This is a genomic window from Streptomyces flavovariabilis, from assembly GCF_000725785.1.
GTDB lineage: Bacteria > Actinomycetota > Actinomycetes > Streptomycetales > Streptomycetaceae > Streptomyces > Streptomyces hawaiiensis.
The window spans coordinates 948,259-964,382 of the sequence record NZ_JNXD01000001.1; the positions used below are offsets into that span (position 1 = coordinate 948,259).

The 16,124-nt window shown below is 72.5% G+C and carries 13 protein-coding genes; 6 read left to right on the top strand and 7 right to left on the bottom strand.

Translation table 11 applies throughout. The features are described from left to right. Nucleotides 1–259: 259 nt before the first annotated feature. Genes IO24_RS0104235 through IO24_RS0104245 form a run of 3 tightly spaced genes read right to left on the bottom strand, consistent with a single transcriptional unit; the run spans nucleotide 260 to nucleotide 3,781 of the window. A complete protein-coding gene (locus IO24_RS0104235) occupies nucleotides 260–889 on the bottom strand; it encodes a TetR/AcrR family transcriptional regulator (RefSeq protein WP_031131957.1) in 630 nt (209 codons plus the stop codon). Between the two features lie 47 nt (nucleotides 890–936). Beyond that, entirely contained in the window at nucleotides 937–3,021 is a 2,085-nt protein-coding gene (locus tag IO24_RS0104240; RefSeq protein WP_031131958.1) for a YhgE/Pip family protein, read from the bottom strand. Continuing rightward, nucleotides 2,993–3,781, bottom strand: a complete 789-nt coding sequence (locus tag IO24_RS0104245) for an ATP-binding cassette domain-containing protein (RefSeq protein ID WP_031131959.1) — start codon at nucleotides 3,779–3,781, stop codon at nucleotides 2,993–2,995. Before IO24_RS0104245 ends, IO24_RS0104240 begins: the two co-directional genes overlap by 29 nt. 165 nt (nucleotides 3,782–3,946) lie before the next feature. Here IO24_RS0104245 and IO24_RS0104250 point away from each other — a divergent pair, with 165 nt between their 5' ends. The 3 genes from IO24_RS0104250 (at nucleotide 3,947) to IO24_RS0104260 (ending at nucleotide 6,249) form a co-directional block, all read left to right on the top strand. Further along, complete coding sequence (locus IO24_RS0104250) at nucleotides 3,947–4,510, top strand: SAV_6107 family HEPN domain-containing protein (RefSeq protein ID WP_031131961.1); 564 nt, start codon at nucleotides 3,947–3,949, stop codon at nucleotides 4,508–4,510. A 254-nt stretch (nucleotides 4,511–4,764) separates the two neighbouring features. Then, entirely contained in the window at nucleotides 4,765–5,571 is an 807-nt protein-coding gene (locus tag IO24_RS0104255) for a methyltransferase (RefSeq protein ID WP_037667160.1), read from the top strand. Between the two features lie 279 nt (nucleotides 5,572–5,850). Then, on the top strand, nucleotides 5,851–6,249 hold the full coding sequence (locus IO24_RS0104260; RefSeq protein WP_031131965.1) for a DUF3040 domain-containing protein: 399 nt from the start codon (nucleotides 5,851–5,853) through the stop codon (nucleotides 6,247–6,249). A gap of 277 nt (nucleotides 6,250–6,526) precedes the next feature. Here the strand turns inward: IO24_RS0104260 and IO24_RS0104265 are convergent, their stop codons facing one another. The 4 genes from IO24_RS0104265 to IO24_RS0104280 form a co-directional block, all read right to left on the bottom strand. Then, nucleotides 6,527–8,920, bottom strand: coding sequence for a transglutaminase TgpA family protein (locus IO24_RS0104265; RefSeq protein ID WP_031131966.1), 2,394 nt, complete (start codon nucleotides 8,918–8,920; stop codon nucleotides 6,527–6,529). After that, nucleotides 8,917–10,281, bottom strand: coding sequence for a DUF58 domain-containing protein (locus IO24_RS0104270; RefSeq protein ID WP_031131968.1), 1,365 nt, complete (start codon nucleotides 10,279–10,281; stop codon nucleotides 8,917–8,919). Before IO24_RS0104270 ends, IO24_RS0104265 begins: the two co-directional genes overlap by 4 nt. Further along, nucleotides 10,281–11,327: an AAA family ATPase gene (locus IO24_RS0104275; RefSeq protein ID WP_031131970.1), complete on the bottom strand. Its 1,047-nt coding sequence runs from the start codon at nucleotides 11,325–11,327 to the stop codon at nucleotides 10,281–10,283. Before IO24_RS0104275 ends, IO24_RS0104270 begins: the two co-directional genes overlap by 1 nt. Before the next feature lie 302 nt (nucleotides 11,328–11,629). Continuing rightward, entirely contained in the window at nucleotides 11,630–12,181 is a 552-nt protein-coding gene (locus IO24_RS0104280; protein WP_031131972.1) for a beta-class carbonic anhydrase, read from the bottom strand. A gap of 408 nt (nucleotides 12,182–12,589) precedes the next feature. Here IO24_RS0104280 and rsmH point away from each other — a divergent pair, with 408 nt between their 5' ends. From rsmH to IO24_RS0104295, 3 genes are read left to right on the top strand one after another with little or no spacing between them, the layout of a single operon-like run. Next, nucleotides 12,590–13,546 carry a 16S rRNA (cytosine(1402)-N(4))-methyltransferase RsmH gene (gene rsmH, locus IO24_RS0104285; protein WP_078899146.1) on the top strand — a complete coding sequence of 319 codons (957 nt, stop codon included), beginning with the start codon at nucleotides 12,590–12,592 and terminating at the stop codon, nucleotides 13,544–13,546. 31 nt (nucleotides 13,547–13,577) lie between these two features. Beyond that, the gene (ftsL, locus tag IO24_RS0104290) at nucleotides 13,578–14,027 is read left to right on the top strand and encodes a cell division protein FtsL (protein ID WP_031131976.1); all 450 of its coding nucleotides are present in this window, start codon (nucleotides 13,578–13,580) and stop codon (nucleotides 14,025–14,027) included. Nucleotides 14,028–14,032: 5 nt separating this feature from the next. Further along, nucleotides 14,033–15,991 (top strand): peptidoglycan D,D-transpeptidase FtsI family protein, encoded by a 1,959-nt coding sequence (locus tag IO24_RS0104295; RefSeq protein ID WP_031131978.1) that lies wholly within the window; start codon nucleotides 14,033–14,035, stop codon nucleotides 15,989–15,991. Nucleotides 15,992–16,124 lie beyond the last annotated feature (133 nt).

A 16,124-nucleotide genomic window follows, 5' to 3' on the forward strand; every position in this document is an offset into this window, starting at 1 on the left:
GGACGAGAGAGTGGAGACACGGAGAGGGGCACGGCTCCGGCACCGGCGACACGGGGCGCCGGAACGGAGCCGGCCCACGATCCGCTCCTTCCGCCGGCGGTGTCGGCGGGAGCGAGGCACGGGGGAGTGCCGGGGGACGACCGAACGGGGGTCCTGCGGGGGGACGCACGGGGGAGCAGGAAAGGCGCCGGTTCGAGGTGGCCCGCGGGGGACGCGGCCACACCGGACCGGCGCTTCCCTCTGTGCACCGGGGGTTCGGTCAGCGGCAGCCGCTCACCCGGCCCTGGAGCAACCGGGACAGTGCCGCGTGGACGTCGTCCAGGGAGCGTTCCGGCTGGAAGGACTTCCAGTCGAGGGCTGCCACCAGGACCATGCCGACCAGTGCGGACGCCGTCAGGGAGATGTCGATCTCCTCGCTGAACTCGCCGCCCGCCACGCCGTCGCGCAGAACGTCCTCCACGACCGCGACGGCCTGCTGCCGGACCACCATCAGCGTGGACTGCCAGGCCCGGTTGGTGCGCCACAGCTCGGCCACGTACAGCTGGGTGAAGGCCGGGTAGCGGTCGATGAAGACCAGCCCCGCGCGGATCATCGCGTCCAGGGCGTCGACCTTGCCGCCGCCCTCCCGCGCGGTCCGCTCGGCCGCTTCCCGCAGGGAGGCGGTCAGCAGACCCACTCCGTGCCGCAGCAGTTCCTCGAAGAGGACGGACTTGCTCGCGAAGTTGTAGTAGACCGTGCCCTTCGCGACTCCCGCACGTTCGGCGATCTCGTCCACGGTCGTGGCGGAGAACCCCTGCTCGGCGATGAGCGTGACGGCCGCCTCGTAGAGCTTTTGCCGGGTGGCCTCGCGGCGTGTGCTGCCGCCCGACGCGGCACTGCTGCTTTCCATGGCCCTGATTGTCACAGGAACCTTTCCGGGGGAAGTGACGGCGGGGCTCACAGGCTGAGCTCCGGGTGCAGCCGGTCCAGCGTCCACACCTGGCGCCGGCGGGCCGCCACGGCGGTCAGCGCGAGGGCACCCGCGGTGAACGCCGTCAGCACCACGCACGCGTGCCACACCGGTTCGAGTCCGCCGCCGGTGATGAGCCGCCTGAGGGCCTCGACGACGTAGCTCATCGGCAGGAACGGGTGGAGCGCGTTGAAGAACCCGGGGCTGGTCTGCACGGGGTACGTGCCGCCGGCCGAGGTCAGCTGGAGCATCAGCAGCGCGAGGACGAGGATCCGGCCCGCCGCCCCGAAGCGCGCGTTCAGCCATTGCACGATCGCAGCGAAGCACGCCGTCACCAGGAACAGGAACCCCACCGTCCCGGCCGCTCGCACCATCTCCAGGCCGACCGCCCAGTGCAGCACCGACATCAGCGCCACCGTCTGCAGCACCCCGATCGCCACCACCGGCAGCCAGCCCGCCAGCGCGATCCGCCATGCCGAGGCGCCCGCGGCGAGCGCCCGCCGGTTCATCGGCGTGATCAGCATGTACGCCACCATCGCGCCCACCCACAGGGACAGCGGGATGAAGTACGGGGCGAACCCGGTGCCGTAGTTGGGTGCCTTGTGCAGGTCCTGGGAGGCGAGCCGCACGGGATCGGCCATGACCTCGGTGCGCCGGTCGCGGTCCCGCTCGTCGTAGTCGGGGATCTTCTCCGCCCCGTCGTGCAGGCCGCCGGCGAGCTTCCCGGAGCCGTCGACGAGCTTGAAGATGCCGCCGTTGAGGTCGTCCGCGCCGGTCTTCAGCTTGCCGACGCCCTTGTCCAGGTCGACGGCGCCGGTCTTGGCCGTGCCGATCCCCTTGTGCAGCTTCTTCGCCCCGGCGGCGACCTCGGCCGCCCCGTCGTTCAGCTTGTTGATCTTCTTGACGGCGTCGGCGAGGTCCTCGGAGAGGTGCGGTGCGCGGTTCGCGAGGGCCTGGGACTGCTTCTGGAGGGTGGCGAGGTTCTTGTCGAGCTTGTCCAGGTCGCCGTCCTGGTCCGCGATCAGCGTGTTGAGGTCGTCCGCGATGGTGGTCACGTCGGCGGCCGCGTCCTTGGCCTTCTTCAGGTCGGAGCAGGCCGCGTCGGGCAGGACGGGATCGTCGCAGCGCCGGGCGTACACGTCGTTCAGCGTGCCGGACGCCGCGCGGGCGCCCTTGGCGGCGGTCGGGGCCGTCTTCACCAGGGTGTCCAGGTGCTTGCGGATCACCCCGGAGGAGTCGGCGACCAGCTGGGCGGTGTCGCCGATGGTCTTCTCGTTGCCCTTCAGGAAGGGACCGACCTTGCCGGCGGTGCCGTTGACCCGGTCGGCGAGCTTCTGCGTGCCCTCCGCTACCCGTTTCGAGCCGTCCTCCAGGTCGCCCGCGCCCGTGTGGAGCTTCTTCAGGCCCGTGGAGAGCTTGCCGCTGCCGTCCTTGGCGTCCTTCAGGCCGTCGGCGAGGTCCTTGGAGCCCTTCTCGGCCTTGCCGATACCTCCCTTGAGCCGGTCGGCGCCCTGCGCCGCCTTCACGGTCTTGCCGTGGATGTCGGAGAACGACACGAAGATCTTGTCCAGGAACGACCGGGACGTCTTCGTGGACGCCGCCTGCCGCACCTCGCCGAAGACCGTCCGGGAGATCTGCCCGACGATGTAGTTGTTCGCGTCGTTCGTGCGCACCTGGAGGGCGCCGGTCTCCGGGGTGTTCCCGGAGCTGGAGGCGATCCGCTCGCTGAAGTCGGCAGGCATGGTGAGCGACAGGTAGTAGCTGCCGTCCTCGACGCCCCTGCGGGCCTCGGCGGCGCTCACCTCCTGCCAGTCGAAGGTCTTGCTGTCGCGCAGGCCCTTCGTGATGTCGTCGCCCGCCGTGACCTTCTTCCCGTCGGCGGTCGCCCCCTTGTCGTCGTTCACGAGCGCCACGGGGATCCGGTCCAGACGGCCGTACGGGTCCCAGAACGACCACAGGTACAGGGCGCCGTACAGCAGCGGCAGCACCAGCAGGGCGACCAGCGCGGCGCGCGGCAGCTTCCCCCGCCCGAAGCGGCGCAGCTCAAGCGCGGCCAGTCTCGGCGAGCGCATCGGCCTTCTCCTCTCCCTGGTCGGCCTCGGCGGCCGGCTCTTCGGGGCTCTCCGCGGTGGAGACCCGGACGGCCCCCTCGGGGACCTCGCTGCACACCGCCACGACCGTCGTCCCGGCGTCGGCGAGGGACCTGAGCAGCGCCCAGACCTCCTCCCGCTCCCCGTCCGAGAGCTTGAGGTCGGTGTCGTCGATGCCGAGCAGCCGCGGCCCGCCGACCAGGGCGAGCGCGACCGACAGCCGCAGCGCCTCCAGGCGCTCCAGGTCCCGTACGGCCGTGCGCGGCCCCTTGGGCAGGGTCTCCAGGTCGAGGCCGGCGGCTTCCAGCGCGGCGTCGACGCGCTGCCGGGCCTCGGCCGCCCGCTCGGCGCGGGGTCGCAGGAGGCCGCGCAGCGAGGCGCCGTACCGGCGCTGGAGCAGCGCCCGTTCCCGCAGGTGCTCGCCGGCGGTCAGCGCCGGGTCGAGGTCGGTGACCCCCGGGACGTGCGCCAGCGCGCTGAGGGCGCGCACCGCCGCCATCTGCTTCGGCAGCCTCGCGTCACCGACGGCGGCCGTGCCCTCCGAGACCTTCATCCGCCCCGTCAGCGCGAGCAGCAGGCACGTACGGCCGGACCCCGACGGGCCCTCGACCGCGATGAGTTCCCCCGGCTCGGCGTCGACGGAGATCCCCCGGACCGCCCACCCCCGCGGCCCCTTGACCCCGAGGCCCTCGGCGGTGATCCGCACCCCTCCGGCTTGTTCCCCCACGAGGCTCCCCCACATGTGAGCGTGCAATTGAACTGACTGGTCAGTGCAAAAATTACTCCGAACCTACGAGCGAAGCAAAACAGCAGGTCAGAACGGATTGTCAGTGCCATACCTCACGATGGGTCACATACGGCACTTCGTGACCGGACGTGCCGTCACACAGACGACAGGAGGTTCGTCATGGCCAGCTACCACGCAGCAGCCGCCCGTCGGCGCCGCGCCACCGGCCCTGCCCCCTCACTGACCGGACCGGCGAGCGACGTGCACCCGGTGCTGCGCCGCGCCACGGCCCCGCCCGCCGCCCTCGACCTGCTCGCCCAGGCCCGCGCGAGCCTCGACGAGGCCACCGCCCTGGAAACACCGAACGAGCGCTACGCGACGGCCCACCTCGCCGCCCTGCGCACCGCCGCCGCGGTACTCGCCGCCCGGGGGCGCCCGGAGACCTCGCCCCGGGCCCGGGCCAAGATCCGGAGCGCCTGGGAAGTGCTCCCCGAGATCGCGCCCGAACTGACCGACTGGAGCGCGCTGTTCGCCTCCGGCGCCCGGCGCCGTGCCCGGGCCGAGGCGGGCATCCAGGGCGCGGCCACCGGCCGGGACGCCGACGACCTGATACGTGACGTGGCGATGTTCCTGCGCCTCGTCGAGCGGATGCTGGTCCTCCAGCCGGTCCTCCCACAGCCCCGCCCGGACCAGGACCAGCCGGAGGGCTCCGGCACGGGGAGGGGCATGCCGGACGCGGGGTGACCGGGCAGCGGCGGTCCAGGACCGGGGCTGACCAGGTCCCGTGCCGACCGGTTGCGCGGTGGTCCGGGCCCGCCCGGTGGCGCGGGCTCGGCTGACCCCTCGGGCCATCCCCGCACCGGGTCATCCGGACGCCACGGCCGAGGCAATAAGGTGGGGGACGCCTGAAGTCTTCCCACCCCGTGGCCGGGGCCGGGGAAGACACCCCGTTCGCGCCGCCGTGCCAGAGGCGGTGCCGCGCCGAGGAGTCAACTGCCGTGTCGGACCCGATGCGCCCCCGCGCCTCACTCCGTACCGCCGTGGTCTGGGAGGTCCTCCAGGACGCCCTGGACCGCCGGGTCAAGGCCACGGGTCGGGAGTCGCTGGACGTCCTCGACACCGGAGGCGGCAGCGGCAACTTCGCGGTGCCCGTCGCCCGTCTCGGTCACCGGGTCACCGTCGTCGACCCCAGCCCCAACGCGCTGTTCGCCCTGGAGCGCCGCACCGCCGAGGCCGGTGTCGCCGACCGGGTCAAGGGCGTCCAGGGCGACGCCCACGGCCTCTTCGACGTGGCCGAGCGCGGCGGCTACGACGTCGTGCTGTGCCACGGCGTCCTGGAGTACGTGGACGACCCGGCCGAGGGCGTCCGCAACGCGGTGGCGGCCCTGCGCGCGGAGGGCGTCCTCAGCCTGCTCGCCGCCGGCCTCGGCGGTGCCGTGCTGGCCCGCGCCCTCGCCGGGCACTTCAAGGAGGCCCGGCAGGCGCTCGACGACCCGAACGGGCGATGGGGCACGGGTGACCCCGTGCCGCGCCGCTTCACCGCCGAGCAGCTCACGGGACTGGTGGAGGCCGCGGGCCTGCGCGTCGGCGCCGTGCACGGGGTGCGCGTCTTCGCCGACCTCGTGCCCGGCGTGCTCGTGGACACCGAGCCCGGCGCCCTGGAAGCGCTGCTGAAGCTGGAGGAGGCCGCGGCCGAGCTCCCCGCATTCCACTCGGTGGCCACGCAACTGCATGTGCTCGGTGAGACCGGCGGGACTGGTGCGACAGCTGATGCCGCCGAGGCCGATGGGGCGGTCGAGGCCTGAGCCGCTTCGTGAGGTACGGCCGCTGATCAGCGCCTTGGCTGCGCATGGAGTACGCCACAGGCCCCCCGAACGGGGGCGGCGCGCCGTATGATCGAGGGAGACCGTTCCGGCATGACGGGTCGGCCGCCGGGGAATGGAAGCCTCAGCGAGCCGGGACGCCCATGGCGGGTTCCGGTTGGTCAATTGGCGCAGAGGGGCGGGTTTCACGGGGGCGATTCCCTGCCTATCCTGAAGGGACCCCCCGGGTCGCCCCGGCGACTGCACGATGAGGAGGACTCCGTGCCGCTCTCGGAGCACGAGCAGCGCATGCTCGAGCAGATGGAGCGAGCGCTGTACGCCGAAGATCCCAAGTTCGCGACAGCGCTCGAGGGAAGCGGGCTGCGCACGTACACCCGGCGACGGGTCTACCAGGCGGTCGCGGGCTTCCTCGTAGGTATCGCGCTCCTCATGGCTGGAATGGTCGCCAAGCAGGTCTGGCTCAGCGTCGTGGGCTTCCTCGTCATGCTGGGCTGTGCGGTGCTCGCCGTGACCGGCTGGCGCAAGGCTCCCAAGCCGGGCGAACAGGCGGCCGGTGCCGCCGGGCCCCAGGCCCGCGGACAGGGCCGGCAGCGCCGCTCCGTGATGGACCGCATCGAGCAGCGCTGGCAGAAGCGCCGCGATGAGCAGGGCGGCCATTAGCCCTCCGCGCAGCCTCTCCAGGCCTACGTGAACACGTACGTCAGGGGGTGACCACCGATCCGGTGGTCACCCCCTGACGCATGCCACACATCGGCAGCCAATGCATCGGCAGCCGGGGCCAGACTCTCCTATCGGCCGGCCCACCCCGGACGCATACACGGCCGGCCGTCCCGGATCCGTACACGGCCGACCCGGACCCATAAACGGCCGGCCGTCCCCGGACTCGGCAAGGCCGGCCGGCGCATCCGCGCCGGCCGGCCCGATCCGCGCGTCCTCCTCAGCCCTGCTGGCCCGACGCCTTCCGCCACGTCGGCCGCATCGCCACGGCGCGTTCCCGGACCCTCGTCCACCAGGCCGACGCCGCCCACACCACACGCACGGTGGAGCGGGGGGCCAGCAGCGCGCGGACTCTGGCCGCGCGGCCGGCCGCCGCGCCGAGACCCGCCGTCGCACGGCTGACGTCCTCCGTGAGGCCCGCCGCCGCGCGCGGGTGCGGTGCGTACAGGACCTGCTCCACCGCGTTCGCCACCCGGTGCACCGAGGCCGCGGCCGTCGCGTCGAGGTCGCCCAGCCGGACGATACGGGCGGCCGCCGTACGCGGCGTCTGCGACTCGTCCGGCGTGATGCCGAAGTCCCACGCGGTATCGGTCAGCTCCTGCCAGACGCCCAGCGTGTGCAGCGCCACGTCCGCCTCGCTGCGGCCGTGCGCCCCGAGCCGTACCGTGCGCGTCCGCTGCCGCCACAGCATCGGCGCCAGGGGGAGCGCGAGCACGGCGAGACCGGCGAGGGCCCACACCAGGAACGCGTACCATTTCGGGCCGTCGTCGTCCGTGGGCAGCGCCGCCTGCGGCGACTCGCTCGCGCAGCCGCCGTCCAGCTTCTTCTGCTCCGGCGTGCAGGCCTCGCTCGCCGAGGGCGCCGCGGAGGGCGCGGTGGACGCCGTCTGGGACGGACGCGCCGCGTCCGGGACCGAACTGTCCGGGCTGTCCGGCAGGGTGTACGACGGGATCGAGCCGCGGTTCGGAGTGGGCTCGAAACGGGTCCAGCCCACGCCCTCGAAGTACAGCTCCGGCCAGGCGTGCGCGTCCCGCAGCCCCACCGACACCGAGCCGTCCGCCTGCGGGGAACCGGGCGCGAAGCCGACCGCGACCCGGGCCGGTATGCCCAGGGAGCGGGCCATCGCCGCCATCGCGAAGGAGAAGTGCACGCAGAAGCCCTGCTTGTCCTTCAGGAAGCGGGCGATGGCCTGCGAGCCACTGCCGACCTGCACCTGCGTGTCGTACTCGAAGCCGCCGGTCACGGCGAACCAGTCCTGGAGCTCGACCGCCTGGTCGTAGGGGTCGGCGGCGCCCGCGGTGATCTGCCGGGCGGTGCGGCCCACCACCGACGGCAGTGAGTCGGGCAGCTCGGTGAACTCACGCTCGATGTCCGCGGGCGGCGGCCCCGCCGAGGCCAGCTGCTCCGCCGTCGGCCGCACGTCCAGGCTCTTGACCTGGTACGTCAGGCCTCGCGTGTTCTGCCCGTGGTCGCCGACCAGCGTCATGCCCTGCGGCTCGTACCGCCAGTTGCCGCTGATGCGGACGTCACTCGGCGGGTACGGCATGGGCAGCCAGTCCTGGGCGTACCAGTCGGCCGCCGAGATCGTGGTGTCGACCCCCGTGCGCTTGACGTCCGGGCTGAGGCCGACCGGGTCCGGGAACGGGCCGTCGGGCACGGCGGTGATGGACCGCCTCGACGGCTTCCACGTGGTGCCGTCGAAGTCGTCCAGGGACACGATCCGCAGATACAGGTCCGAGACGTCCTCCATCTCGGTCTTCACGGACAGGACCTGCTGGTCCTCGTCCGTGTTGAGGCTGTCCCGCAGCGACACCAGCGGGTTCACGGCGGAGATCGTGCCCCCGCCGCCGGGGCCGCCGCTCGCGCCCGCCCCCACCGAGTCCAGCAGGCCGCCGTTCATCGCGGGCAGGCCCAGCGGCACCACCAGGGCGATGCCCAGCGCGACCACGCCGATGCGCCGGCCGGTGCGGACCGGGGCGACGGCGCCGCTCGGTTCCCCTCCGGCCGTGCGCGGGGCACCACCGAAGACCCGCCCCCACTGCGAGAGCCGGTCCCGCCCCTCGGCCAGGAGCAGCATCAGATACCCGGCCGCCGCGACCAGGAACCACAGCCAGTCGGTGCCCCCGTCGGACAGCCCCGCGGCCACGGAGTACAGCGCGAGCAGGGGCAGCCCGGCCGGGGCGGCGCTGCGGAAGGTCACCGCGAGGGTGTCCACCAGCAGTCCGATGATCAAAACCCCGCCGATGAGCATCAGCCGGATGCCGTCGGACTCCAGGGGCGCCGGGATCGCGTACCGGGCGATGTCGTCGCCGCCCTGCTGGAGCAGGACCGCGAAGCGGTCGAAGGCCCGCGGCCCGGGGATCAGCCCGGCCAGGGCCTGCTCCCGGGCGAACACGAAGGTCAGCAGCATGACGGTGACCACGGCCTGCGCCGCGACGGTCAGCGGCCGGGCCAGCGGCACCCTGCGGGCAGCCGCACCCACCCCCGACTGCAGGGCCAGCAGGAAGGCCGCCTGCACGATCCACGTGGCCGGCCTGACCAGGGGCAGCAGGGCGCACGCGGCCATCAGCGTGGCCGCCCACGCGCCCAGCGTCAGTCGTATCCGCCCGCTCACCACGGTCCCTCCCCGCCGCTCGCGGCGGCCACGCCCCTGCGCTCCCGTTCGGCCTGCCGCCACACCTCGTCCACGGAGGCGCCCCGCGGCACGTTCAGGGCCGTCCAGCCCGCCTCACGCAGCATGGGCAGCCGGTCTCCGCTCCTGTCCGACGGGCCCGGGACGTCGCTCGGTTCCCGCACCCAGGCGTCACTGTCCAGCACGAACGCGACCGCGCCCGGGCTGCGCTGCCGCATCCGGCCCAGCACGGCCGCCTGGTCCTCGTCCAGGTCGCCGAGGAAGGCCACCAGCAGCCCCTCGTTCCCGCCGCGCAGCACGTCGTAGGCCCGGGACAGGCCGGCACCGTCGGAGTGGTCGATCACCGCGAGGGTGTCCATCATCAGCCCGGCCGCGTCCGCCGTCTCCTGGCTCGCGCCGGCGAAACCGTCACCGCCCTCGCCGGGCACCGCGTCGCCGGTGTCCGTCAGCAGCCGCACCGAGTAGCCCCGTTCGAGCATGTGCACCAGCACGGACGCGGCGCCCGACACGGCCCACTCGAAGGCCGAGTCCGGTCCCGCGCCCTGGTAGGCGATGCCCCGGGTGTCCAGCAGCACCGTGCAGCGGGCGCGCTGCGGCTGCTCCTCGCGGCGCACCATCAGCTCGCCGTAGCGGGCGGTGGAGCGCCAGTGCACGCGGCGCAGGTCATCGCCGTAGCGGTAGCCGCGCGGGATCACGTCGTCCTCGCCGGCCAGGGCGAGGGAGCGCTGCCGCCCGTCGCCGTACCCCTTCGCCTCACCGCTGAGGCGCACCGGCGCCAGCGGCTCCACCCGCGGGATGACCGTGAGGGTGTCGTACGTCGAGAAGGACCGGGTCAGCTCGCACATGCCGAACGGGTCGGTCAGGCGCAGCTGGAGCGGACCCAGCGGGTAGCGGCCGCGCAGGTCGGAGCGCACCCGGTAGGACACCTCGCGCCGGCCGCCCGCCTCCACCCGGTCGAGCACGAAGCGGGGCCGGGGGCCGAGCACGTACGGCACCCGGTCCTGGAGCATCAGCAGGCCCGTGGGCAGCCGCGAGACGTTGTCCATCCGCAGGTGGACCCGGGCCTCGCTGCCCGCGGGCACGCGGGCGGGGGAGAGCCGGCGGCTGCCCGCGACCCGGTAGCGCGTGCGGTACAGCACCGCCGCGCACACCAGCGGCAGCACGGCCAGCAGCAGACCCACGCGCAGCAGGTCGCTCTGCCCGAGCACGTACGAGCAGATCGCGGCCGCGACACCGGCGGCCAGGAAGGAGCGTCCGCGGGTGGTCAGACCGGCCAGGGCGGTGCGGATGCCGCCCTTCTCGCCCCGGTCGGCTTCCGCGTGCCCCGTCCCCGCGGTGGTCATCACAGCCTCCGCGGCGGCTGCTGGGGATACGCCGGCGCCGTACGGCCGAGGCCGGCGAAGCCGCTCTGCGGCTGCTGCTGCGGCGCCGCCGGCACCGGGGTGCGCTGCAGGATCTCCTCGACGACCTGCTCGGCGGTGCGCCGGTTGAGCTGGGCCTGGGCGGTGGGCAGCAGCCGGTGGGCCAGGACGGCGGCGGCGAGGTCCTGCACGTCGTCCGGCAGCGCGTACTCCCTGCCGCTGAGGGCCGCGGACGCCTTCGCCGCGCGCAGCAGGTGCAGCGTCGCGCGCGGGGAGGCGCCGAGTCTCAGGTCGGGGTGCGTGCGCGTGGCGCCGACCAGGTCGACGGCGTAGCGCCTGACCGGCTCGGCGACGTGCACCCCGCGCACCGCCTCGATCAGCTTGAGGATCTCGTGCGCGTGAGCCACCGGCTGGAGGTCCTCCAGCGGCGAGACACCGCCGTGCACGTCCAGCATCCGCAGCTCGGCCTCCGCGCTCGGGTAGCCGACCGACACCCGGGCCATGAAACGGTCGCGCTGGGCCTCCGGCAGCGGGTAGGTGCCCTCCATCTCCACCGGGTTCTGCGTGGCCACCACCATGAAGGGGCTGGGCAGCTCGTAGGTACTGCCGTCGATGGTGACCTGGCGCTCCTCCATCGACTCCAGGAGCGCGGACTGCGTCTTGGGCGAGGCACGGTTGATCTCGTCGCCGATCACCACCTGCGCGAAGATCGCACCCGGCTTGAACTCGAAGTCGCGGCGCTGCTGGTCCCAGATGGACACACCGGTGATGTCCGACGGCAGCAGGTCGGGCGTGAACTGGATGCGCCGCACCGAGCAGTCGATGGACCGCGCCAGTGCCTTGGCCAGCATCGTCTTGCCGACGCCCGGGACGTCCTCGATCAGCAGATGTCCCTCGGCGAGCAGTACGGTCAGCGAGAGCCGTACGACCTCGGGCTTGCCCTCGATCACGCCTTCCACCGACTCCCGCACGCGCTCCACCACGGCGGTCAGATCAGTGAGGCTCGCTCGATCGTCATAGGTCGTCACCCGGCCCTCCTCGGCCTTTCCCACGCTCTCAGGGAGCACGGGATACCCCATTTTCCCGGGCCGACGCCGCATGACGCAGGCCGGCCCACCCCGAACCACGGACACCACGCGTGAAAAGTTCCGCGCGACGCCACTCCCGCATTCTTGCTGCCGTTACCGTTTCGTGTCACTCGACTGTGGACAACTGGCTGCGATATGTCGGTCTTACCGTCATTCGAACGCGTGACTGACAGGCTTTCGACAGCTACAACAGGTGGCCTTCCGGGGCGGGCGGCCCACGGCGCCCAGGTCGGCGGACCGGGTCAGGAGGCCGGGTCGACCTCCCGCAGCAGGCCGGTCTTCACGTCGAACACGAATCCGCGCACGTCGTCGGTGTGCGGCACGAACGGCGAGGTGCGCACGCGCTGCATCGACTGCCGTACGTCCTGGTCGACGTCCCGGAAGGACTCCACGGCCCACGCCGGGCGCTGGCCGACCTCGGCCTCCAGCTCGTTGCGGAAGTCCTCGGTGAGGCTCTCCAGGCCGCAGCCGGTGTGGTGGATGAGCACCACGCTGCGGGTGCCGAGCTTGCGCTGGCTGATGGTGAGGGAGCGGATCACGTCGTCGGTGACGACGCCGCCCGCGTTACGGATCGTGTGGCAGTCGCCGAGCTCCAGGCCGAGTGCCGCGTGCAAGTCGAGACGGGCGTCCATGCAGGCCACGACGGCGACCTGCAGCACGGGCCGGGCGTCCATCCCGGGGTCGGTGAAGGCGTCGGCGTACCGGGCGTTGGCCTCGACGAGGCGGTCGGTGACCGTACCGCCGGCCGTTATGGCGCTCTCCGAACCTGTGGGAACCGATGCAGAAGTCGTCATAGGTGTGACGTTACTGGTCACACCCTGTCCAGGCCTCCTGTGGGAGTGGACAAAGAATGCCGTTGAGGGGCGGTTGTGAGGTAACCCACAAGGGTGGTGCCCTGGTCTCCGTGTGAACGGCGGCGACGCGCAGGCCGGTTGATTGACCGGGCGACAGGGTGGACTAAAGTGACGCGAAGCGGGAGGCGAGACTCTCCCCGCTGGACTGAATGTCTTCGGAGACTCCGGCGACGACCGGAGATCTCCCCGCGTGCGCGGCGCGTACGTACGGCTCGGCCTCCTCCCGCTCCCGGTGGGCTGACGCTTCCGGCGCCGGCAGGTCTCCCTTTCACCGGGGGTCCCCCAGCGAAGCCGGGGCGGGCGGGGACCCGGCGGTGCGTACTGCCGCGCCGGATCTGAGAGGGCCCCTTGAGCGAGAGTCGACACGTCCCGGTGATGCTCCAGCGGTGCCTGGATCTGCTGGCACCGGCCCTGGAGGGCCCGCAGGCCGTGGTCGTCGACTGCACCCTCGGCCTCGGCGGGCACAGCGAGGCACTCCTCGAGAGGTTCCCCGACGCCCGGCTCGTCGCCCTGGACCGCGACAAGGAGGCCCTGCGCCTGTCCGGCGAGCGCCTCGCGCCCCACGGCGAGCGTGCCACCCTCGTCCACGCCGTCTACGACGAACTCCCCGAGGTGCTGCACAGGCTCGGCATCGCGCGCGTGCAGGGCGTCCTGTTCGACCTGGGCGTGTCCTCCATGCAGCTCGACGAGGCCGACCGCGGCTTCGCCTACGCCCAGGACGCCCCGCTCGACATGCGCATGGACCAGACGACCGGCGTCAGCGCCGCAGAGGTCCTCAACACCTACCCGCCGGGCGAACTCGTGCGCATCCTCCGGGCCTACGGCGAGGAGAAGCAGGCCAAGCGGATCGTCAGCGCGATCGTGCGCGAGCGCGAGAAGGAGCCGTTCAGCAACAGTGCGCGGCTGGTCGAGCTGATCCGCGACGCCCTGCCCCAGGCCGCCAAGCGCACCGGCGGCAATCCGGCCAAGCGAACCTTCCAGGCCCTGCGCATCGAGGTCAACGGCGAGCTCTCCGTCCTGGAGCGGGCGATCCCCGCCGCCGTGAAGACGCTGGACGTGGGCGGCCGGATCGCCGTGCTGTCGTACCACTCGCTGGAGGACAGGCTGGTCAAGCAGGTCTTCGCGGCGGGCGCCGCCACCACCGCGCCGCCCGGGCTGCCCGTCGTCCCCGAGCGCTACCAGCCGCGGCTCAAGCTGCTCACGCGCGGTGCCGAACTCCCCACCGAAGAGGAGATCGCCGAGAACCGGCGAGCGGCGCCGGCGCGGCTGCGCGGGGCCGAGCGCATCAGGGAGGACGTCGAGTGAGGCGCGTGCAGGCCGGACCGAGGGAGCGTGCGTGAGCGGCAAACCCGAACTGAAGGGGAGGGCGGCCCGACTGGCGCGGCTCCTGCCGACCGGCCCCGGGCAGGCGGCCCGCACGCCCTTCGTCCTCCTGGTCGTCCTCCTCCTCGGCGGCGGTCTCATCGCCCTCCTGGTGCTGAACTCGGCCATCAGCGAAGGTGCGTTCAAGCTCGACGACCTCCAGCGCGAGACCAAGAACCTCACCGACGAGGAGCAGGCTCTCCAGCGGGACATCGACGCCTACTCCGCTCCCGACGCCCTGCAGCGCCGCGCCCGCGAGCTCGGCATGGTGCCCGGCGGCGACCCCGCCTTCCTCGGTCCCGACGGCACCGTCAAGGGCGTCCCCAGCGCCGCCCCCGGCATCGGACAGTCCTCCGCGCACACCCCCCTGGTCCTCGCCCCCGAGGCCATGACCGACGGCCCTACTCCGACCCCCGGCAGGTGACGGAAGTGTCCGACAGGGAACCGCCACGTCGCCGCGTGCCCGGCCCGGCCAGGCCCGCCCGCCCCGACGCCCTGCGCCGTCCCGGCCCCGGTGCCCGTCCGGCCCGGCGGCCGGGGCAGGGCCGCCCGGCGGCGCCCAGACCGCTGAGGCTCGGCAGCCCCCGCCCCCGCCTGCGCCTGGTCGGACTCGCGCTGACCCTGGTCCTGACCGCCTTCGTCGTACGGCTGTTCCAGGTACAGGCCGTCGACGCGAGCACATACGCCGCCAAGGCCGAGCAGAACCGGTACGTCGGGCAGATCCTCGCCGCGGACCGGGGCGAGATCACCGACCGGTCCGGCGTGGCCCTCGCGACCAGCGAGGACGCCTACGACATCACCGCCGACCCCACGATGTTCGCCCCGGACATGCTGAAGATCGGTGACGGGCCCGAGCAGGCGGCCGCGCTCCTGGCACCGATCCTGGGCCAGGAGCAGGAAGACCTGGTCAAGAAGCTGCGGCCGAAGAACAAGGCGCTGCGCTACGTCAAACTGGCCTCCCGCCAGACCCCGCAGGTCTGGAAGCAGATCAAGGACCTCAAGTCGGCGCTCGTCAAGAAGGCGGAGACGGACAAGTCCACGCACAACGTCCTCTCCGGTGTCTTCTCCGTCGCCACCAGCAAGCGCGTGTACCCGGGCGGCGACCTCGCCGCCGGGATACTGGGCTGGGTCAACGCCGAGGGCAAGCCCGGCGGCGGCATCGAGCTGCAGCTGGACAAGCAGCTCGCCGGCAAGGACGGCAAGATCCGCTACGCCCAGTCCGGCGGCCGTCTCGTGCCCACCGCGGGCTCCACCGAGACACCCGCAGTCCCCGGCAGCGACGTCGAGCTCACCATCGACCGCGACATCCAGTGGGCCGCCCAGAACGCCATCAGCGACCAGGTGAAGGAGTCCGCGGCCGACCGCGGCTACGTCATCGTCCAGGACACCCGCACCGGGCAGATCCTGGCCATGGCCAACTCGCCCGGCTTCGACCCGAACGACCTGTCCGACGCCGACCCGGCCGCCCTCGGCAACGCCGCCCTCCAGGACGCCTTCGAGCCCGGCTCCACCGCCAAGGTCATGTCGATGGCGGCCGTCCTCCAGGAGAAGGCCGCCACACCGGGGACCCACGTGGTCGTGCCCAACCGGCTGCACCGCGGCGACCGGCTCTTCAAGGACGACATCGACCACCCGACCTGGTACCTGACGCTCAACGGCGTCCTCGCCAAGTCCAGCAACATCGGCACCATCCTCGCCACCGGACAGCTCGGCAGGACCCAGGCCCAGGCCAACAAGGTCCTCTACGACTACCTGCGCAAGTTCGGCCTGGGCAGCTACACGGGGCTCGGCTTTCCCGGCGAGACCAAGGGCATCCTCGCCCCGCCCGACAAGTGGTCGACCTCGCAGCAGTACACGATCCCTTTCGGCCAGGGCGTCTCCATGAACGCCATGCAGGCGGCCTCCGTGTACTCGACGATCGCCAACGGCGGCGTCCGCGTCGAGCCCACCCTCGTACGCGGCACCAAGGGCCCCGACGGGCGCTTCACACCCGCCCCGAAGCCCGCGAAGAACCGGGTCGTCGACGCCAGGACGGCGAAGACCCTCGCCCAGATGCTGGAGTCCGTCGTGGACGACGAGGAGGGCACCGGCACCAAGGCGCGCATTCCCGGCTACCGCGTCGCGGGCAAGACGGGCACCGCCAACCGGGTGGATCCGGCCACCGGCAAGTACCACGGCTACACCTCGTCGTTCGCCGGGTTCGCGCCTGCCGACAAGCCGCGCATCACCGTCTACTGCGCCATCCAGAACGCCACCCAGGGCAGCTACTTCGGCGGTCAGATCTGCGGACCCGTCTACAAGAAGGTCATGGAGTTCGCACTGAAGTCCCTCCAGGTCCCGCCGACCGGCGCCAAGGCCGCGAAGCTGCCCGTCTCCTTCAAGCAGTGATCAGGGCGGATACCCCCCGATCAGCACTCAGCCCCACCGAGCCACCAGGACCGCCTCCCGTGACAACGATCACCCCCGAGCCCGGCAACCAGCGCAGCCCCAGCCCCTCACTTCGCCCGGAGGCGGGTACGCC

Excerpts from the sequence above, each read along its gene's own strand:
- IO24_RS0104235 (WP_031131957.1), bottom strand. The coding sequence starts at position 889 with ATGGAAAGCAGCAGTGCCGCGTCGGGCGGCAGCACACGCCGCGAGGCC.
- IO24_RS0104240 (WP_031131958.1), bottom strand. The coding sequence starts at position 3,021 with ATGCGCTCGCCGAGACTGGCCGCGCTTGAGCTGCGCCGCTTCGGGCGG.
- IO24_RS0104245 (WP_031131959.1), bottom strand. The coding sequence starts at position 3,781 with ATGTGGGGGAGCCTCGTGGGGGAACAAGCCGGAGGGGTGCGGATCACC.
- IO24_RS0104250 (WP_031131961.1), top strand. The coding sequence starts at position 3,947 with ATGGCCAGCTACCACGCAGCAGCCGCCCGTCGGCGCCGCGCCACCGGC.
- IO24_RS0104270 (WP_031131968.1), bottom strand. The coding sequence starts at position 10,281 with ATGACCACCGCGGGGACGGGGCACGCGGAAGCCGACCGGGGCGAGAAG.
- IO24_RS0104280 (WP_031131972.1), bottom strand. The coding sequence starts at position 12,181 with ATGACGACTTCTGCATCGGTTCCCACAGGTTCGGAGAGCGCCATAACG.